General features: G+C 66.6%; 13 protein-coding genes. 8 read left to right on the top strand and 5 right to left on the bottom strand.

Translation table 11 applies throughout. The features are described 5' to 3' along the window. Positions 1-4: 4 nt before the first annotated feature. On the top strand, positions 5-1,498 hold the full coding sequence (locus AC07WS_RS28500) for an efflux transporter outer membrane subunit (RefSeq protein ID WP_494732394.1): 1,494 nt from the start codon (positions 5-7) through the stop codon (positions 1,496-1,498). Between the two features lie 113 nt (positions 1,499-1,611). Here AC07WS_RS28500 and AC07WS_RS28495 read toward each other — a convergent pair whose 3' ends face one another. Next, a complete protein-coding gene (locus AC07WS_RS28495) occupies positions 1,612-1,959 on the bottom strand; it encodes a hypothetical protein (RefSeq protein ID WP_494732308.1) in 348 nt (115 codons plus the stop codon). A gap of 176 nt (positions 1,960-2,135) precedes the next feature. Here AC07WS_RS28495 and ligD point away from each other — a divergent pair, with 176 nt between their 5' ends. Next, complete coding sequence (gene ligD, locus AC07WS_RS28490; RefSeq protein ID WP_494732307.1) at positions 2,136-4,652, top strand: DNA ligase D; 2,517 nt, start codon at positions 2,136-2,138, stop codon at positions 4,650-4,652. 95 nt (positions 4,653-4,747) lie between these two features. Next, positions 4,748-5,422: a PEP-CTERM sorting domain-containing protein gene (locus AC07WS_RS28485; protein WP_494732306.1), complete on the top strand. Its 675-nt coding sequence runs from the start codon at positions 4,748-4,750 to the stop codon at positions 5,420-5,422. An 18-nt stretch (positions 5,423-5,440) separates the two neighbouring features. Here AC07WS_RS28485 and ku read toward each other — a convergent pair whose 3' ends face one another. Further along, complete coding sequence (ku, locus tag AC07WS_RS28480) at positions 5,441-6,274, bottom strand: non-homologous end joining protein Ku (RefSeq protein ID WP_494732305.1); 834 nt, start codon at positions 6,272-6,274, stop codon at positions 5,441-5,443. A gap of 3 nt (positions 6,275-6,277) precedes the next feature. Next, entirely contained in the window at positions 6,278-7,285 is a 1,008-nt protein-coding gene (locus tag AC07WS_RS28475; protein WP_494732304.1) for an SDR family oxidoreductase, read from the bottom strand. Positions 7,286-7,596: 311 nt separating this feature from the next. On the opposite strand from AC07WS_RS28475, the gene AC07WS_RS28470 reads away from it, so the two are divergent. Then, positions 7,597-8,967, top strand: coding sequence for a diguanylate cyclase (locus AC07WS_RS28470; RefSeq protein WP_494732303.1), 1,371 nt, complete (start codon positions 7,597-7,599; stop codon positions 8,965-8,967). On the opposite strand, the gene AC07WS_RS28465 is transcribed toward AC07WS_RS28470, so the two are convergent. Together AC07WS_RS28465 and AC07WS_RS28460 are read right to left on the bottom strand one after the other, a co-directional pair. Continuing rightward, on the bottom strand, positions 8,964-10,457 hold the full coding sequence (locus AC07WS_RS28465) for an FAD-dependent monooxygenase (RefSeq protein WP_494732302.1): 1,494 nt from the start codon (positions 10,455-10,457) through the stop codon (positions 8,964-8,966). The genes AC07WS_RS28470 and AC07WS_RS28465 overlap by 4 nt on opposite strands. Before the next feature lie 224 nt (positions 10,458-10,681). Continuing rightward, the gene (locus AC07WS_RS28460; protein ID WP_494732301.1) at positions 10,682-11,821 is read right to left on the bottom strand and encodes a thiolase family protein; all 1,140 of its coding nucleotides are present in this window, start codon (positions 11,819-11,821) and stop codon (positions 10,682-10,684) included. Positions 11,822-11,910: 89 nt separating this feature from the next. On the opposite strand from AC07WS_RS28460, the gene AC07WS_RS28455 reads away from it, so the two are divergent. From AC07WS_RS28455 to AC07WS_RS28440, 4 genes are all read left to right on the top strand, one after another. Further along, the gene (locus tag AC07WS_RS28455; RefSeq protein WP_494732300.1) at positions 11,911-12,480 is read left to right on the top strand and encodes a TetR/AcrR family transcriptional regulator; all 570 of its coding nucleotides are present in this window, start codon (positions 11,911-11,913) and stop codon (positions 12,478-12,480) included. Between the two features lie 116 nt (positions 12,481-12,596). Then, positions 12,597-14,243 carry a SulP family inorganic anion transporter gene (locus AC07WS_RS28450; RefSeq protein ID WP_494732299.1) on the top strand — a complete coding sequence of 549 codons (1,647 nt, stop codon included), beginning with the start codon at positions 12,597-12,599 and terminating at the stop codon, positions 14,241-14,243. Between the two features lie 128 nt (positions 14,244-14,371). Continuing rightward, the gene (locus AC07WS_RS28445) at positions 14,372-16,945 is read left to right on the top strand and encodes an ATP-binding protein (protein WP_494732298.1); all 2,574 of its coding nucleotides are present in this window, start codon (positions 14,372-14,374) and stop codon (positions 16,943-16,945) included. 43 nt (positions 16,946-16,988) lie between these two features. Then, positions 16,989-19,193, top strand: a complete 2,205-nt coding sequence (locus tag AC07WS_RS28440; protein WP_494732297.1) for a two-component system response regulator — start codon at positions 16,989-16,991, stop codon at positions 19,191-19,193. Positions 19,194-19,207: the final 14 nt, after the last annotated feature.

Below are 19,207 nucleotides of genomic sequence, written 5' to 3'. Positions count from 1 at the left end.
CTCGATGAACAAGCTGCATATGATCGCCAAGGGTGTGGCGCCTGTATTGGCCGCCTTGCTGATGACCGCATGCGCCGCGCCGGAATTCAAGCAGCCTGCGATGGACGTGCCGGCCGCGTTCAAGGAATCGCAGCTGCCGGCGGCCGTCAAGGTCGCCGCCGACGGCAGCACCTGGAAACAGGCGCAAGCCGCCGAAGCGCAGCCGCGCGGCGAGTGGTGGCTGGCCTTCAACGATACGGCTCTCAATGAGCTGATCGCCGAGGCCACCCGCGCCAACGCCAACCTGGCCGTGGCCGCAGCCCGCGTCAAGCAGGCCCGCGCCATCGCCGGCATCGCCGAGGCGGATCGCATTCCGCAGGTCGGCGTCAACGTCGGCGCGCAGCGTCAGCGCCAGTCCGACCTGGCGCTTGGACTGCCGGCCGGTACGCCGGTCGCTCCGGGCAAGGCGTTCAGCGCCAACCTGACGGCCAGCTACGAGGTCGATTTGTTCGGCCGCGTCTCGTCGAACGTCAGCGCCGCCCGCAACGACGCCGCTTCCGTGGAAGCGACCTATCGTTCGGTGCTGCTGTCGGTGCAAGCCGACGTGGCGCAGACCTATTTCCGTCTGCGCGCCACCGACGCCGAACTGGAAACGCTGAACCGCACGGTGCAGACCCGCGAAGAAAACGTCAAGGTCAACCAGCGTCGCTTCGACCTGGGCGACATCGGCGAATTCGACCTGTCTCGCGCCAAGACCGAACTGGCGACCTCGCGCGCCGAAGCCATCGGCCTGCAACGCCAGCGCGTGACGACCGAGCATGCACTGGCGGTCCTGCTGGGCAAACCGGCGGCCAGCTACACGGCCGGCGCCAGCCCGCTGCTCGATACCGCGCTGCTGCCGGTGATTCCTGCGGGCCTGCCTTCGTCGCTGCTGGAGCGCCGTCCGGATATCGCCGCGGCGCAGCGCACGATGGAGGCGTCCAACGCCCGCATCGGCGTGGCCAAGTCGGCGATGTTCCCGTCGCTGGTGTTGAACGCCAACGCCGGCGGCGCCTCGGGCAATACCGTCGCCGACGTGTTCAAGTGGAGCAGCCGTTCGTGGGTGCTGGGCGCGCTGATGTCGATGCCTTTGATCGACGGTGGCCGCAACAAGGCCAATATCACGCGCAGCGAAGCGGCGCTTGAGGAATCGGTCGGAACGTATCGCCAGAGCGTGCTGGTGGCTTTCGCGGAAGTGGAAGACAACCTGGCGGGCCTGCGCATCCTGGCCGGCCAGACCGCGCAGATTGAAGATGCGGTGGTGTCGGCGCGCCGTTCGGCCGATCTGGCGCAGAAGCTGTACACGGCCGGCCGTTCGAGCTACCTCGATCTGCTGGACGCGCAGCGCAACCTGGCGTCGGTGGAACGCAGCGCGGTTCAACTGCGCGGCAATCGCGCGGTGACCACCGTGGCGCTGATCCGCGCACTGGGTGGCGGCTGGGATGGCGCCAACGCGGCGCAAAAGGTCGCGCAGCAATAAGCTGAACTACCAATGAAAAACCCCGCCAGTTCTGAGCGCGAGCTTGATCGCGTTCGGGCTGGCGGGGTTTTTTTACGTCAGCGGCGGGCTGGGGGCCGCCGCAAGCTACGCAATTACTTCGTTACGACTGGTGCCGGTGCGGCTGCTGCTTCGGCTTTTTCGGCCTTGGCGTGGGCTTTGGCTTTGGTCTTGGTGGCCTTGGCGTGGGCGTCAGCCTTGTCGGCTTTTTCATCGGCCTTGGCGACGGCGACGTCTTTCTTGGCTTCGGCTTCTACCTTGGCGGTTTTCGCATCGGCTTTAACGGCGGCCTTGGTTTCTTTGGCGTCGGCTTTGGCGGCGGTCTTGGCTTCGGCTTTCACGGCTGCAGGAGCGGCAGGAGCGGCTGGAGCGGTTGCTGGGGTCTGTGCAAAAGCTGCGGTAGCGAACAGGCCGGCGATCAGGGTAGCGATAAGTTTGTTCATGATGAAATCCTCATTCAGGTTGATTTAGAGCCGGGACAATTCCCGTGTCACTGAGCGAAAAACGCGGCCCGGATCGGCCTCGTTGACGGGCTTTACATTCGCTTACAAGCTCTCCGGATTGCTTACATGTTCGTCCGCGCACAGAGTGGGCGGCGACGGGAGCATAATCTGCTGTCATGGCAGACTCGCTGAAAACCTACAAGTCCAAGCGTAACTTCGCGATCACGCCCGAACCGGCCGAAGGCGGGGAGGAGGGCGGCGAGGCGCGCGCCTTCGTCATTCAAAAGCACTGGGCCAGCCGACTGCATTACGATTTCCGCCTGGAGCTCGATGGCGTGATGGTGAGTTGGGCTGTGCCCAAAGGCCCCAGCTACGACCCGCGCGACAAGCGCATGGCCGTGCATGTGGAAGACCATCCGATCTCGTACAACGAATTCGAAGGCACGATCCCGCCGAAGCAGTACGGCGCGGGTAAGGTGATCATATGGGATCGCGGCGTGTGGTGGCCGTTGGTCGATCCACGCAAGGCGCTGGCGGCGGGGAACCTGAAGTTCGAACTGGCGGGGCACAAGATGCACGGCCACTGGGTGCTGGTGCGCATGCACGGCAAGGGCGGGAAGCAGGAGCCATGGCTGCTCATCAAGGAGAAGGACGACTACGCACGTCCGGCCGATGAGTTCAGCGTGGTGGACGAGATGCCTGACAGCGTGAAGGCGCTGCCGCCCGCAGTCGGCACGACAATGCAAACGCATGCCCATGCCTTGCCATCGCCCGCGGCGGCGCAAGCCTTGTCGGACGCGCCCAAATGCGACATGCCGGAAACGCTGTCGCCCCAGCTGGCGACGCTGGTCGACGCGCCGCCATCGATGCCCGATGACTGGCTGTTCGAAATCAAATTCGACGGCTACCGCCTGCTGGCGCGCATCGACGGCAAGGGCATACGCCTGATCACCCGCAACGGCAACGACTGGACGCACCGCCTGCCGACGCTGCACGCGGCCCTCGCCAGAATGAAGCTGCCGGACGGCTGGTACGACGGCGAAATCGTCGTCCACGACGACAACGGCCGCCCGGACTTCGGCCTGCTGCAAAACGCCTTCGACGAGGACAACCCCGCCGACATCGTCTACTTCCTGTTCGATATCCCGTTCCACGATGGCCGCGACCTGCGCCACATGCCGCTGGAGCAGCGGCGCGCGATCCTGCAAGCGCTGTTCGATAAAAGGGTCTCGGATTCCGTCCGCCTGAGCGCCACGCTGGAAGCCGCGCCACGGGAGATCATCGTCGCCGCGTGCCGCATGGGCCTCGAAGGCATCATCGGCAAGCGGCGCGACAGCGCTTACACGGCGCGCCGCAGCGGCAGCTGGATCAAGCTCAAATGCGGCCAGCGGCAGGAGTTCGTCATCGGCGGCTACACCGATCCGCAAGGCTCGCGCAGCGGCTTTGGCTCGCTGCTGCTGGGCGTCTACGACAAGGACGGCAAGCTGCATTACGCCGGCAACGTGGGCAGCGGCTTCAACGCCGCCACGCTGAACGACATCAAAGCCAAAATGGACAAGCTGGCGGCGGGCAGGAGTCCGTTCGCCCCCAGCCGCGAGATCGACAAGAAGGCCCACTGGCTCAAGCCGGCGCTGGTGGCGGAAGTGCGCTTCGGCGAATGGACGCATGCGGGTTCGATTCGCCACGCCGTCTTCCAGGGCCTGCGCAAGGATAAAAAGGCCGCCGCCATCGTGCGCGAGGTGCCGGCCCACCTGAAGGAGCAAGCAGACATGCAAGCTACAAGCACAGTGCAGGGCAAGCTGCCCGCCTCACTCAAGATCACCAATCCCGACCGCGTGATCGACCAGCAAAGCGGCGCCACCAAGATCGCGCTGGTGCGCTACTACGCGCTGGTAGGCGCGCTGATACTGCCGCATCTGAAGGGACGCCCGGTCTCGCTGGTGCGCGCGCCGGCCGGCGTCGGCGGCGAGCTATTCTTCCAGAAGCACGCCGACACCGGCAAGCTGCCCGGCGTTAAACAGCTGGCTCCCGCGCTCGATCCCGACCATCCGCCGCTGCTGGAGATCTCCACCGCACAGGGCTTGCTGTCGGCCGCGCAGTGGAACGTGGTGGAGCTGCACACGCAAAACGCCAACGCCGCCAGCTACGAAAAGCCCAACCGCATGGTGTTCGATCTGGACCCAGGCCAGGGCGTCGGCTGGACGCAGATGCAGGAGGCGGCCCAGCTGCTGCGCGCCTTCCTCGAACAACTGGGCCTGCCGGCCTTCCTGAAGACCAGCGGCGGCAAGGGCCTGCATGTGGTGGTGCCGGTCAGGCCGGGCTACGGTTGGGACGACGTCAAGGACTTCTCGCAGGCCATCGTGGCCCACTTGGCGGAGCATGTGCCCGAGCGTTTCGTGCTAAAGAGCGGGCCGCGCAACCGCGTCGGCAAAATCTTCATCGACTATCTGCGCAATGGCCGGGGCGCCACCACCGTCGCGGCGTGGTCGGCGCGCAGCCGGCCCGGCCTGGGCATTTCGGTGCCGGTGGCCTGGGATGAGCTGGACGGCCTGCATGGCGCCGACCAGTGGACGGTCGCCAATGTCCACACGCGTCTCGATGCCGGCAACGCGCCCTGGGCCGATTACGCGAAGTCCACGAAGGGGCTGGCGGCCGCCATGCGCCTCATGGGATACAAGCCAGGGAAGCGCTAGTCAGTAGTTTCTGTGGTGAAATTATTATTTAATATTGACAATGGTTGTTGTTGATGTTTTAATGATGGATCGACACATATTCCAGGACTTCCCAGATGAAAAAGCTGCCCGTTTTGCTAGCCGGTTTGAGCCTGTTCGGTTCGGCCCAGGCTGCCGTCTACCAATTTGATTTCACGGCAACCATCCAGGAAATGGTCGAATTCTCGCCGCTGACGTTCGACGGCGGCCCCGTTCTTTCAAGCAGCCTGTCGGGCAGCACCGTCTCGGTCGGGGACATCATTACCGGCCATTTCAGCTACGACACCGCTACCGGATTGGTCAGCAACAACGGCGGCACCGCGATGTACGCCGCGCCCGCGGCCCAGAACACGCTGGACGCCAGCATCGCCCTGAGCGGCGCGAACTACAGCAGCACCAATGTGCAGGTCGCCGACAACGCCGCCGCCCTGGGCGGGGCGGACAGCTTCGGCATCGCCAACGTCTCGGCCAACGCCTACGCGTCGCAGATGATGGCGGTGAACTTTTTCGATACCTCGGGTCTGGCCCTGAGCGCCTCGACCATGCCGGGGCAGCTGGACTTCGCCAGTTTCAACCGGTCGAATTTTTACTACACCTATTCCTCCACCGCGACCCACGCGATGATGGGCGCGAACGGCGCGCTGACTTCGATAACGGTCACGGAAGTGCCGGTTCCGGTGCCTGAGCCGGAAACCTACGCCATGCTGCTGGCCGGCCTGGCGGCGCTGGGCTGGAAAGCCCGCCGCCGCTAAGCCACCGCTAAGCTGCCACTAAGCCGCCGCCTTGGTGCGCCGGCGTTTGGCCGGCCGCTTGCCCAGGCTGTCCTGCAACAGCGCCACCAGATCCACCACGTTCGACGATTTGGCCGCCTTGCTTTCCGGCTCGGCGGTGGTGATGGTCTTGGTCTGGCCGGCCTTCACCTTCTTCTTCACCAGCGCCAGCACGTCATCCTTGTAGGTGTCGTGGTACTGCTCCGGCTTCCACGGCTCGCTCATGCCTTCCACCAGCGACAGCGCCATCTGCAGCTCCTTGTCGCTGATGCCGGCCGCCTTCATCGTGGCGGGCGGTAGCTTCAATTCCTCCGCGCTGCGTATCTCGTTCGCGTATCGCAGCGTGTTGAGCACGATCTTGTCGTCCACGCACACCAGCGCGCACAGGTGCTGCTTGGTGCGGATCACCACCGTGGCGATGCCGATCTTGCCGGCCTTGCGCAGCGTCTCGCGCAGCAGCGCATACACCTTGGCGCCGCCGCGCGACGGCGCCAGATAATAGGGCTGCTCGAAGTAGGTCAGCGGCACATCGGCCGCGTCGACGAAGGCCAGGATGTCGATGGTCTGCGTGGCCTCGACGTTGGCGCGCTTGAGGTCTGCGTCGGACAGCACCACGTACTCGTTGTCCTGATACTCGTAGCCTTTGACGATGTCGTCCCAGGTCACTTCCTTGCCGGTGTTCTTGTTATAGCGCTTGTAGCCGACCGGCGAAAAATCGCGCCGGTCCAGCATCGTCAGATCCAGCTCGTGCTCCTGCACGGCCGAATACATCTCGACCGGAATGTGCACCAGGCCGAAGCTGATGGCGCCTTTCCATAAGGCCCGCGCCGCCATGGCTCACTCGCCGACGCTGCCGGTGACAGGCAGCACGATACCGGTGATGTAGCTGGAGCAGCAGGGCGCGGCCAGGAACACATAGGCCGGCGACAGTTCCTGCGGTTGCGCGGGCCGTTGCATGTCGGTGCCGGCGCCGAACTGCGCCACCTTGTCGGGCGGCGCGTCGGACGGATTGAGCGGCGTCCACACCGGGCCGGGCGCGATGGCGTTGACCCGGATGCCGTGCTCCAGCAGGTTGGACGCCAGCGACATCGTGAACGCGTGGATCGCGCCCTTGGTGGTCGAGTAGTCCAGCAGGTGCTTCGAGCCTTTCAGGCCGGTGACCGAGCCGGTGTTGATGATGGCCGCGCCCCGCTTCAGGTAGGGCAGCACCGCCTTGGCCATGTGGAAGTAGCCGTAGACGTTGGTCTTCATGGTCAGGTCGAAGCGTTCCTCGGTCAGCTCGGTCAGCGAACCCGCATGCTCCTGGAAGGCGGCGTTGTTGACCAGGATGTCCAGCCGGCCGAAGTGCTGGTGCACCTGTTCGGCGGCGCCGCGGCAGAACGCCGGGTCGCGCACGTCGCCGGGCAGCAGCAGGCAGCTCTGGCCTTCCGCTTCGACATAGCGCTTGGTGTCGTTGGCGTCTTCCTCTTCCTCGGCCAGATAGACGATGGCCACGTCGGCGCCTTCGCGCGCATACAGCACCGACACGGCGCGGCCGATGCCGGAATCGCCGCCGGTGACGATGGCCACCATGCCATCGAGCTTGCCGCTGCCGCAGTAGGCGGGTGCCAGGAATTCCGGCTTCAGTTGCATGTCCGCCTCCAGCCCCGGTTTCTCCAGGTGCTGGGCGGGCAGCGGCGTGCCGGGGTAGTCGTGCTGCGTGGTTTGCACCGGACCCTGGCGATCGCCGATCTGGCTGGCGCGCGGCTCATGCTTGCCGCGCTCGTCGGCCTGGTCCTGGTGCTGCTGGATCTCGCGCTGCATGCTGCCGGCGCCGGGATCCGACGGGTGCTTGATGTCTGCCATGATGTTGTCCTCCGAACGGACAGTATTGGCGGCAGTGCGCGGCAAGACGGTGCGCTCGCTCACACATGCGGCATAACGGCCACGCAAATAAGTTTCTTATGGAAATAGTCTGATCTCTATTACAAAAAATATTGCTAATTATGAACTTTATGGCACACTAGCAGAGGGGATACATTTTTTATATTAAAAGCATGCGTAGGAGCAACATGATGTCGGATCGGACCCATAGTGTAGGCGTATTTTTTAACGCCACAGGCGAGCGGCGCTCGGAGTTTCAGGCTTGCTGCGGAGAGCTGTTTTCCCAGCTGACCATGGCGGAGAACGTCGAAGCCACGGCCGCGGCCCTGGGCAAACGTCATGTGGATCTGCTGGTGCTGGATCTGAACGGCTACGAGCAGCTGAGCGAGCTGGCGGGCGTGGGCGCGCTGATACGGGGCCGCGCCGGCGCGCCGGTGCTGGTGCTGTGTTCCTACGAGCACAGCGCATGGCTGCCGGAGCTGATGACCTACGGCCAGTTCGACTACCGCATCTGCCCGGTGCTCAGCGACGAGCTGCAACAGGCGGTGCAGCAGGCGCTGGCGGTGCCGGCCGATGCCGCCGCCGCCCTGCAGCAAGCCCTGCTGGACAAGGAAAAAGAGCTGCGCGACCTGCTGGGCGTGCAGCGCAGCCTGCAGCGCGCGCTGAGCGGCATCGACACCATCGAATCGATGTCGGCGCAGATCTGCCTGGCGCTGTGCAACTTCCCCGGCGTGCGCCACACCGCCGTGTTGCACATGAAGGAGCGGGGCGACCTGCAACTGGTGGCGCAGGAGTCGCGCAACCACCTGGACCTGGCGCGCCTGCTGCAACGGCGCGACCGCCTGCTGCAATCGCCGCTGCGCGACATCTTCCCGCCGCTGCTGGCGGTGGCGCGCGGCGAGATGGTGCTGCTGGACGCGCCGGAAAAAGCCGGCGACCCGGAACTGGCCATGCTGCTGCACGACCGCTGCGTGCGCATGGTGCTGGCGCTGCCGCTGCGTACCGAGCCGGGTAGCCCGGAAATGGGCGCGATCTGCCTGATGTTCGACCGCCACATCACCTTCTCGCGGGAGCAGTTCGCCTGCTTCGCCAGCCTGGCGCAGTTTGTCAGCTTCGGCCTGGGCATGAGCGAATTAAGGCACCGGAACGAGGAACTGACCGGCCAGATTTCGCTGATCAGCACCATCGACAGCGTCACCGGCGCCGCCAACCGGCGCGCCGGCGAGGACATGCTGGACAACGAAATCCGCCGCGCCCGCCGTTACGGCCTGCCTTTGGCGGTGCTGTCGTTCGACGTCGCCAGCTTCCAGTCCGAAAACGATTTATACGGTTCCCCGGTCGGCGACCCGACGCTGCGCGCGGTGGCCGACATCGTCAAGAGCCGGCTGCGCACCTCGGACCTGCTGGCCCGCATGCGCGGCGACGAGTTCCTGCTGATCGCCACCCACACCACGGCGGCCGACGCCATGCGGCTGGCGGAAAAGCTGCGCGCGGCGATCGCCGAAGCCGACCTGCCGCGCACCACCGGCGTGGTGGTCAGCCTGGCCGTGGCACAGGTGGGGGCGGACGAGGGCAGCGGCACGGTGCTCGACCGGCTCGACGCGACGCTGCACCGCGCCAAGCGCATGGGCCGCAACTGCATCGAGCTGGCCGAACAGGCTTAAGTCCCGGCGGGGTTCTGCCGCCGCGGTTCGCCGAACCAGCGCGCCGCAGCTGCGGCGAGATCCTCCGCGACAGGCGAAGCCTCGCCGGCCCAGGCCACGCATCCGTCGGGGCGCACCAGCACTGCGCTCAAACCAAGGCTGTCCTTGACGCCGCCGCCGACATACGCGATGCGGTCGCCCCATCGGCTTGCCATTGCCTGCCAGGGCTTGCTGGCGTCGAAGTCCAGCAGCAGGCCGCGTCCTGCGGCTAGCCGTTCGCCCAGGGGCGTCCCGTCGGCCAGTTCGAAGTCGGGCGCGCTGCGGCCTGTCAGCGCATGGCCGCCTCCCAGATCGTAACGCAGCCCGACACCCCAGACCCGCCCGGCGAAGTAGGTCGCGCCGTCGCGCGTGCCGACCAGGTCGCGGACGATGGCTTCGAGCGCGCGCGCCTGCGGGCTTGGGCGCATCAGCGCAACCTGGGCGCGCGACCAGTCCAGCACCTGCGCGCCGACCGGATGGCGTTCGCTCGAATAGCTGTCCAGCAGGCCGGCCGGCGCCGTGCCGCGGATGGTGGCGGCGAGCTTCCAGCCCAGGTTCATCGCGTCGCCCAGTCCGAGGTTGAGTCCCTGTCCGCCCAGCGGCGAGTGGATATGCGCGGCGTCGCCGGCCAGCAGCACCCGCCCGTCGCGGTAATTGGCGGCCTGGCAGGCGCGATCCGTCCAGGTGGTCGCCAGGTGGAGGGCGGTGAGCGTGACGTCGGTGCCGGAGACGCGGCGCAGGACCGCCTGCACCTGTTCCAGCGTGACCGGCTGCGTGCGGTGGAACGCGCCGCCGTCGAATTCGACCATCGCTATCGTGCCTGGCCGGGACTGGAAGTACATGCCGGTCGGTGTGTAGTGGCGGCCGGCGCGCAGTTTTTCCGGGTCGGCCAATTCCACTTGAACGGAGTAGCCGGTGAATTCCGGCCCGGTGCCGCCGAACGCGAAGCGGCCGGCTTTGCGCACCGCGCTGCGGCCGCCGTCGCAGGCGACCAGCCAGCGCGCGCGGACGGTGTGGCCGCCGGCGTGTATCGCCACTTCATCGCCGGATTGCTCGTAGCCTTCGACCTCGACGCCGCGCCGGATCTCCGCGCCCATCATGCCGGCGCGTGCGGCCAGCGCCGTTTCGATGTGTTCCATGTCGGCCGCCATATTGGTGTCGGCGGGGGTGGGCAGGCGGTACGGCCATTGCGAGGCGTCGACGTTGGCGTGGTCGAACGGGATGCCGGCGAAATGGCCGGCCTGGGGACGCGGCTGCGATGCGGGCGCGATGTCGTTCAGCAGGCCGCGCCGATAAAACGCTTCGACGGTGGGCACCGATAAGCCGCGCATGCCGAATGGCGGCCGTTTCAGGGGAGAGCGCGGGTCTTCGGCCCGCTCCAGCACCAGCACCGGGATGCCGGCGAGGCGCAACTCGCAAGCGAGAAACAGGCCGACCGGCCCGGCGCCGGCAATGACGACGTCATAAATCATAGGAATTCCTTCAGCGCACAGGCGCCAAGATGTACAACAAATAAAAAGGGAGACACTGACGATCAGTGTTAATCGACCCGCAAGGCACAAAGCTACATGCCGCCCTGGCGGCGGCGTTGTGTCATGCGGGTAGGCTCAGGGAAGCGAGCGTTGGGGGAGGGCAACCTCAATTGGTGACGGTGCTTATTGCACCTGCGAGATAGTGGTTAAAAAATCGCGCGGTGTCAAGCCGTCGGGACGAACTTCTCCAGCACCGTCGCCACGCCCTGGCCGCCGCCGATGCACTGGGCGGCCAGCGCGTAGCGGCCGCCGGTGCGCGCCAGCAGCGCAGCAGCCTTGCCGGTGATGCGCGCGCCGGTGGCACCCAGCGGGTGGCCGATGGCCATGCCGCCGCCGTCGATATTCAACACCTCCGGACGTATCCCCAGCTCGCGCACGCAGGCCAGCGCCTGCGAGGCGAAGGCTTCGTTGATCTCCGCCACGTCGATATCGCTGGCCTGCAGGCCGGCCAGCCTGAGCGCCTTTTGCGTCGCCGGGATCGGGCCGATGCCCATCAGCGCCGGATCGCAGCCCACCGCCGCCATCGCGACGATGCGCGCGCTGGGCGTGAGGCCATGCCTGCGGGCGAAGGCTTCGCTGGTGACCAGCACCGCCGAGGCGCCGTCGGTCAGCGGCGACGAGGTGCCGGCCGTGACCACGCCGTGCTCCGGATCGAACACCGGCTTCAAACCGGCCAGCGCTTCGACCGTGGTGCCGGGCCGGATGCAGCCGTCTTCGGCCACCACTTCGCCGGTGGCGGTGGCGATGGGTACGATTTCATCCTTCAGCAGGCCGGCCGCGCGGGCGCTGGCTGCCTTCTGGTGCGACTGGAAGGCCAGCAGTTCCTGGTCGGCGCGCGCCACCTCGTATTTGCGGGCGACGTTTTCTGCGGTGTCGCCCATGCTGATGTAGGCGGCCAGCAGCTGCGGGTTGGGCGAGAAGTTGTAGCCGCCCTGCGGCACCATCGTCATCGACTCGACGCCCACGCACAGATAGGCCTCGCCCAGGCCCGCCTCGATCTGGGCGGCGGCGATGTGGATGGCCGACATCGACGAGCCGCAGAAACGATTGACCGTCATGCCAGGCACTTCGTGCGGAAAGCCGGCCAGCAGCGAGACCACGCGCGCCAGGTTGTTGCCCTGCGAGGATTCCGGGTAGGCGCAGCCGAGGATCACGTCGTCCAGCAGCTTCGGGTCCAGGCCGGTGCGCTGGATCAGGCCCTGCACGACCTGGGCGCCCAGGTCGTCGGGACGGACTTCGGCCAGCTTGCCCTTGCGGGCGAAGTGGAAGGGGGAACGGGCATAGGCACTGATCACAGCTTTCATGGCAACACTCCTTTTAAATGATGGTCGTAATGATTGATATATTACGCTCATAATGTATGATGTCAATGCATGTGACGACGGAGGCGAATATGAAGGTCAGCAGGGAGCAAGTGGCGCTCAACCGCGAGCGCATCGTGGAAACGGCTGCGCGGCTGTTCCGCGAAAAAGGGTACGACGGCATCGGCGTGGCCGACCTGATGAAGAACGCCGGCCTCACGCACGGCGGCTTCTACGGCCATTTCGCGTCCAAGGAGGACTTGCTGGCCGAGGCCACCGCGCATGCGCTCAAGCGTTCGGTCGAACGCTGGCAGGGCTACGTGGAGCAGGACGCGGACACCGCGCTGGACAAGATAGGCGCCGGCTACCTGTCGGTCGCGCACCGCGACGGCCCGGCGCGCGGCTGTTCCGTGACCTCGCTGGGCGCCGACATCGCGCGTCTCGGCCCCAAGGCGCGCCACGCGCTGACCGAAGGCGTCAACGGCCAGATGGCGGTGCTTGAACAGCTGATGCCGGGCGCCGGCGATGCCGACAAGCGGCGCCAGGCCGTGGCGACCTACGCCGCCCTGGTCGGCGCCATCGTGCTGTCGCGCGCGGTGGACGACGACGCGCTGTCGCTGGAAATCCTGCAAGCGGTGCAGGCGTCGCTGCCGCCGCGCTGACGGCGGCCGGCCTTATGCGTTTTTCAGATTAGCTTATGTAAAAAACGTGCTAGGGGCTGGGCTGCGGATGGTTGATCGCGTAGACTGGCGGTATTTTCCAGCTCCACGGACAGACAATGCTGCATTGGTTGAAGCACTACCGGCGCGAACTGCTGGTCGGCGATATTTCCGCCGGCCTGGTGGTGGCGATGATGATGATCCCGCAGGGCACCGCCTACGCGCTGGTGGCCGGCCTGCCGCCGGTGGCGGGGATCTATGCCAGCATCCTGCCGCCCGTCGCCTACGCGCTGTTCGGCAGCAGCATGACGCAGTCGGTGGGGCCGATGGCCATCATCGCGCTGATGACGGCCACCGTGATCGGCCCGCTGGCGCCGGCCGGTTCCGCGCTGGCCGGCGTGCTGGCGGCGCAGCTGGCGCTGATCTCCGGCGCGGCGCTGCTGCTGTGCGGCTTGCTGCGCATGGGCTTCCTGGCCAACTTCTTTTCCCGTCCGGTGATGAGCGGCTTTACCGTTGGATCGGCACTGGTGATCACGTTCGGCCAGCTGCGCACCTTGCTCGGCGCCGAGCTGCCGGGCGTGCATCCGCCCAGCGCCGTGCTGGGCGTCGGTGCGCTGGTGGTGCTGGTGCTGTCGCGCATATACCTGGCCGGCCTGCTGAAGCGCTGCGGCATGCGCCCGGCGGCGGCCGAGATCGCCGCCAAGCTGATGCCGATGGCGGTGGTCTTGGCCGGCATCGTGCTGATGGCCACCACCGGCCTGGCCGCGCTGGGCGTGCGCGCCACCGGCACCATCCCCAGCGGCCTGCCGCACCTGAACCTGGCCAGCTCCAGCGCGCACTGGAAACCGCTGTTGCAACCGGGGCTGCTGATCGGCTTTATCGTTTTCCTGACGTCGATGTCGTCGGCGCAGTCGCTGGCGCTCAAGCGCAACGAAAAGCTGGTCAGCAACCACGAGCTGATCGGACTGGGCGCGGCCAACGTGGCCAGCGCGCTGAGCGGCGGCTTCCCCGTCACCGGCGGCCTGTCGCGTTCCGCCGTCAACTTCGCCGCCGGCGCCCACACGCCGCTGGCCAGCATCGTCACCGCCGCCTTGCTGGCCGCGGCGCTGATCGCGCCCACCGGCTGGCTGGCGCTGCTGCCGCTGCCGGTGCTGGCCGCCACCATCATCGTCGCCGTGCTGGGCCTGCTGGAACTGGACATCGTGCGCACCGCCTGGCAGTACGACCGCGGCGACGTGCTGGCCTGGGCCGCCACCTGCCTGGGCGTGCTGGTGCTGGGCGTGGAGGCGGGCGTGGTGGTCGGCGTGGCGCTGTCGATGGGCACGCTGATCTGGCGCGCCAGCCGGCCGCACATCGCGGTGCTGGGCCGCATCGCCGGCACCGAGCATTTCCGCAATGTCGAACGCTATCCGGCCGAAACCCGGCCGGAACTGCTGGTGCTGCGCATCGACGCCAATCTGTTCTTCGGCAATATGGAGGCGGTGGCCGAGCGCATCGAATGCGAACTGGCCACCCATCCCAGCGCCCGCCACCTGGTGCTGGTGATGTCGGCGGTGAGCTCGATCGACACCACCGCGCTGTACGAGCTGGTGGAGCTGAACCAGCGTCTCAAACGGCGCGCCATCGGCCTGCATCTGGCCGAGGTGAAGGGGCCGGTGCTGGACCGGCTGCGCGGCACCGGACTGCTGCGCGAGCTGAACGGACAGCTGTTCCTGAGCACGGCCATCGCCTGCGACCATTTACAGACCGTCAAGGATGTTGCTTGATTGTGTAAAAACTTGCTGTTGCTGTAATTTAATCCTTTTGGGCAATAAAATCCATGGACTTCAGGTCGGTTTGAACCTATGATTTAAGTCGAAAATACTCAGACTAACCCCAAAAGAATGGTTTTCCGATGTTGGACCGACTTGCCCGCCGTGCAGGAAGAGTATCGATCGCCGTGTTCGTCAGCGTCACGCTGACCGCCGTGGTGACGCTGGTGTTGACCACTTTTGCGCTGTACTTCTACCAGGTCGAGCGCGCCCAGCGCTGGGAGCAGCTGCACAAGACGCTGGCCAACAGCGCCGACGAGCTGGCCGCCGCCGTGGCGCTGCCGGCCTGGAACTTCGATGAGACCCAGATCGTCACCATCATGAAAAGCGGCCTGAGCAACCGCGACCTGTACGCCAGCGCGGTGGCGCCGGTGGCCAGCAACCACTCCTTCATCATCACCCGCAACGACCAGGCGCAGCTGGTGGCCGCCAGCCGCATGCCGGACAATCCCGAGCTGCTGTTCGAGCAGCGCCCCATCGTCGCCGGCGGCCAGAACATCGGCACCATCACCGTGTTCGCCTCGCCGGCCGGCCTGATCGAGCAGCTGCGCCAGCGCCTCTACACCATCGCCGGCATGATCTTCGTGCTGGATGTGACGCTGGTGCTGAGCTTGTACCTGCTGCTGTGGCAGCTGATCCTCAAGCCGCTGACCACCATCGAACGCTACGCCGCCAACGTCAAGGCCGGCCAGAATCCGGGCGCCTTGCCGCCCACCGACTGGTTCTTCGGCGAGCTGAAAACCCTCAACGGCTCGATCCGCGAGATGGTGCGCCTGATGGACAGCCGCTACGTCGCCATGCACGCCAGCGAGGAGCGGCTGCAGATCGCCAGCAGCGCGGCGGCGATCGGCATCTGGGACTGGAACATCCTCACCGACGAGGTGGTGTGGGACGAACAGATGTACCGCCTGCACGGCATCGAAGGGCGCAAGGTGGCGCGGCCGTTCGAACTGTGGCGCAGCATGATGCACCCCGACGACGCCATCCCCACCGAGGCGCTGCTGCGCCAGGCGCTGGAGGGCACGGCGGAATTTGACGTCGAGTTCCGCGTGGTCTGGGCCGACGGCTCGGTCCACTACATCAAGGGCGACGCCATGATCTTCCGCGACCCCGACGGCCATCCGGCGCGCATGGTCGGCGTGAACTACGACGTCACCGCCAGCCGCGTGGCCGAGCAGGAGCTGCGCCGCCACCGCATCCACCTGGAGGACCTGGTGGCCGAACGCACCAACGCGCTGTCGGTGGCGGTGCTGCAGGCGCAGGCGGCCAACCAGGCCAAGAGCATCTTCCTGGCCAATATGAGCCACGAGCTGCGCACGCCGCTCAATTCCGTGATCGGCTTCTCGCGCCTGATGGCGGACTCCAAGAACATGCTGCCGGAGGAGAAGCGCAACCTGGCCATCATCCACCGCTCCGGCCAGCACCTGCTCACGCTGATCAACGACATCCTCGAACTGTCCAAGATCGAGGCCGGCCGCGCCAGCCTGCAGACCGAGGTGGTCGGCCTGCACGACATGCTGCAGGAAGTGATGGACATGGTCAGCATGCGCGCCGGCCAGACCGGCGTGGAGCTGGAGCTGGACGCCGCCGGCCTGCCCGCCGGCGCCCGCGTGGACGGCACCAAGCTGCGCCAGGTGCTGTTGAATCTGATGTCGAACGCGGTCAAGTTCACCGGGCAGGGCAAGGTCACGCTGCGGGTGCGCGGCGCGATGCGCGGCGCGCCGCACGGCTGCGAGCTGGAATTCGCCGTCATCGACACCGGCCCCGGCATCTCGCCGGCCGACCAGGCGCGCATCTTCGAACCGTTCATCCAGGCCGACGGCCCCGGCGCGCATGAAGGCACGGGCCTGGGCCTGACCATCTCGCGCGAATTCGTCCAGCTGATGGGCGGCGATCTGACGGTGCAGTCGGCGCCCGGCGCCGGCGCCACATTCCGCTTCACGATCACGGTGCAGGTGGCCGACAGCGCGCCGGCCATCGGTGAGGACGACGAGGTGGCGGCCCTGGCGCCGCCGCAGCGCGGCCGCCGCATCCTGGTGGCCGACGACAACGCCGACGGCTGCGCGCTGCTGGAGAACCTGCTGCAGCCGCTGGGCTTCGAGGTGGCGGTGGTGGGCGACGGCATGCAGGCGCTGGCGATGGTCGACGTCTGGCGGCCGGACCTGGTGTTCATGGACTGGCGCATGCCGGCGCTGGACGGCTTGAGCGCGACGCGGCAGATCCGCGCCAACGCCGCCGGCCCGCAGCCGCGGGTGGTGATGCTGACCGCGTCCGCCTTCGCCGAGGAGCGGGAGGAAGCGCTGGGCGCGGGCGCCGATGAATTCATGCGCAAGCCGGTCGAGCAGGAGCAGCTGTACGCGGTGCTGGAGCAGCAACTGGGCTTGCAGTTCGTGCGCCGCCACCACAGCGTGCGCCAGCCGATGCTGCCGCCGCTGTCGCGCAGCGAGCTGCGGCTGCTGGAGCCGGCGCTGCGCCAGCAGCTCAAGACCGCGCTGCAGGAGCTGAACCTGCCGCGCGTGGCGCTGCTGCTGGCGCCCCTGCCGCTGGAACTGGCGGAGGTGGTCGAGCGCATCGAGCACATGATACGGCTGCACCAGTATCCGCAGCTGTGCGGACTGCTGGACGAAGCGGGCAACGAAGTGGAGGCGCAAGCCTGACGGGTATATGATAGTGGCAGCACACCAGGCGAGAGAGTATTACATGCATCGGGATTTGTCGGAACAACACACCAAGGGCGAAGTGCTGATCGTGGAGGACACGCCGGCCTCGCTCAAACTGCTGAGCGACCTGCTGACGGAAGCGGGCTACTACGTGCGCCAGGCGCCCAACGGCGAACTGGCCCTGTGGACCGCGCAGTCACGCCCGCCGGAACTGATCCTGCTGGACGTGCGCATGCCCGGCATCGACGGCTTCGAGGTGTGCCGGCGCCTGAAGGCGTCGCCGGAACTGAGCCAGGTGCCGGTGATCTTCCTGTCGGCCCAGCACGACACCGACGACAAGGTGCGCGGCTTCGCGCTGGGCGCGGTGGACTTCATCGCCAAGCCATTCCAGGCCGAGGAAATCCTGGCCCGCACCGACGCCCACGTGCGGCTGGGCCGCGCGCAGCAGGCGCTGGCGGCCGAGCGCGCGCTGCTGGAGGAACGCGTGGCCGAGCGCACCACCGAACTGGCCGCGCTGGCCGCGTCGCTGGAAAAGGAGGTCGAGCAGCGCCGCGCCAACGAGGAGTTCATGCGGCTCTCCAGCCAGGTGTTCGAGGCCACGCAGGACGCCATCGTCGTCACCGACCGCGAGGCGCGCATCGTCGCCACCAATCCGGCCTTCACGCGCATCTCCGGCTACAGCGCGGACGAGGTGGTGGGGCAGAGCGTGGCCCTGCTGCACGCCGGCGAGCCGGACGCCAAGTCCTTCGAGCTGATGGTGCATTCCGTCGTCAAGACCGGCCACTGGTCGGGCGAGGTGCTGGCGCGCCGCAAGAACGGCGACACCTATCCCGGCCTGCTGAGCGCCTCGGTGGTCAGGGACGAGCAGGGCCACGTGATCAACCACGTGGCGGTGTTCATGGACCTCACCGAGCGCAAGGCCGAGCAGCACCTGATCGACTTCCTGTCCAACCACGACGCCCTGACCGGCCTGCCGAACCGCCTGCTGGCGCGCCAGCGCTTCGAGCAGACGCTGGCCACGGCCAAGCGCGAGCACCGCTGCGTGGCCGTCATGTGCCTGGACCTGGACCGCTTCAAGAGCATCAACGACTCCTACGGCCACGACGTCGGCGACAAGGCGCTGCAGGTGGTGTCGAAGTTCCTCAGCGAGACCGTGCGCGAGGGCGACATCGTGACCCGCCAGGGCGGCGACGAGTTCCAGATCATCGTGCCGGACGACGTGCAGCTGGGCGCGACGATGGCGCTGGCGCAGAAGATCCTGGCCGGCCTGCGGCGCGAGCTGGTGATCGACGGCCAGCAGATCATGGTCACCTCCAGCATCGGCATCGCCGTCAGCCTGACCGACGGCGACAGCTTCGATGAGCTGGTGCGCAACGGCGACACGGCGCTGTTCCGCGCCAAGGAGATCGGCCGCGACAACTACGCCTTCTTCACCGAGCGCATGGACGCGGAAATCCGCGACAAGCTGGCGATCCAGGGACAGCTGCGCGGCGCCATCGCGCGCGACGAATTCGAGGTGCACTACCAGCCGCAAATGTGCCTGAAGACCGGCGCCATGGTGGGCGCGGAGGCGCTGCTGCGCTGGGATAACGCGGTGCTGGGCAAGGTGCCGCCGAACCGCTTCATCCCGCTGGCCGAGGAATACGGCCTGGTGAACTCGATCGGCGAATGGGTGCTGGAGAGCGTGTGCGCGCAGATCAAGGTGTGGCACGACCAGGGGCTGGGCGACATCAAGGTGTCGGTCAACCTGGCGGCCGGCCAGTTCGCCAACGACGCCACCGTGCCGTATGTGGAAAGCACGCTGCGCAAGTTCGGCATCGCGCCCGAGTACCTGGGCCTGGAAATCACCGAGGGCACGGTGATGGGCGATCCGGACAAGGCGGTGGCCGCGCTGCGCCGCCTGAAGGACATCGGCGTGAGCATCTCGCTGGACGATTTCGGCACCGGCTATTCCAGCTTGAGCTACCTGAAGCGCTTCCCGATCGACGTGCTCAAGATCGACAAATCCTTCGTCGACGACGTCACCACCAACGCCAACGACGCGGCCATCGCGCTGTCGGTGATCTCGCTGGCGCACAACCTCAATATGCGCGTGATCGCGGAGGGTGTCGAAACCCGCGAGCAGGTGCAGTTCCTGACCGAGCGCGGATGCGACGAGATGCAGGGCTACTTCTTCAGCCGGCCCGTCAACGCCGACGCCTTCACCGCGCTGCTGCGCGAACACCGTAATTTGCTGGACATGTGATCAACCCTTCCCCT

The sequence above is a fragment of the Duganella sp. GW821-FHT01E12 genome, from assembly GCF_059422325.1.
This window is presented reverse-complemented; position numbering and strand designations above follow the sequence as displayed.

Coding starts and splice junctions, on each gene's coding strand:
- AC07WS_RS28475 (WP_494732304.1), bottom strand. CDS start 7,285: ATGGCAGACATCAAGCACCCGTCGGATCCCGGCGCCGGCAGCATGCAG.
- ligD (WP_494732307.1), top strand. CDS start 2,136: ATGGCAGACTCGCTGAAAACCTACAAGTCCAAGCGTAACTTCGCGATC.
- AC07WS_RS28455 (WP_494732300.1), top strand. CDS start 11,911: ATGAAGGTCAGCAGGGAGCAAGTGGCGCTCAACCGCGAGCGCATCGTG.
- ku (WP_494732305.1), bottom strand. CDS start 6,274: ATGGCGGCGCGGGCCTTATGGAAAGGCGCCATCAGCTTCGGCCTGGTG.
- AC07WS_RS28465 (WP_494732302.1), bottom strand. CDS start 10,457: ATGATTTATGACGTCGTCATTGCCGGCGCCGGGCCGGTCGGCCTGTTT.
- AC07WS_RS28485 (WP_494732306.1), top strand. CDS start 4,748: ATGAAAAAGCTGCCCGTTTTGCTAGCCGGTTTGAGCCTGTTCGGTTCG.
- AC07WS_RS28470 (WP_494732303.1), top strand. CDS start 7,597: ATGGCGGAGAACGTCGAAGCCACGGCCGCGGCCCTGGGCAAACGTCAT.
- AC07WS_RS28440 (WP_494732297.1), top strand. CDS start 16,989: ATGCATCGGGATTTGTCGGAACAACACACCAAGGGCGAAGTGCTGATC.
- AC07WS_RS28450 (WP_494732299.1), top strand. CDS start 12,597: ATGCTGCATTGGTTGAAGCACTACCGGCGCGAACTGCTGGTCGGCGAT.
- AC07WS_RS28500 (WP_494732394.1), top strand. CDS start 5: ATGAACAAGCTGCATATGATCGCCAAGGGTGTGGCGCCTGTATTGGCC.
- AC07WS_RS28460 (WP_494732301.1), bottom strand. CDS start 11,821: ATGAAAGCTGTGATCAGTGCCTATGCCCGTTCCCCCTTCCACTTCGCC.
- AC07WS_RS28495 (WP_494732308.1), bottom strand. CDS start 1,959: ATGAACAAACTTATCGCTACCCTGATCGCCGGCCTGTTCGCTACCGCA.
- AC07WS_RS28445 (WP_494732298.1), top strand. CDS start 14,372: ATGTTGGACCGACTTGCCCGCCGTGCAGGAAGAGTATCGATCGCCGTG.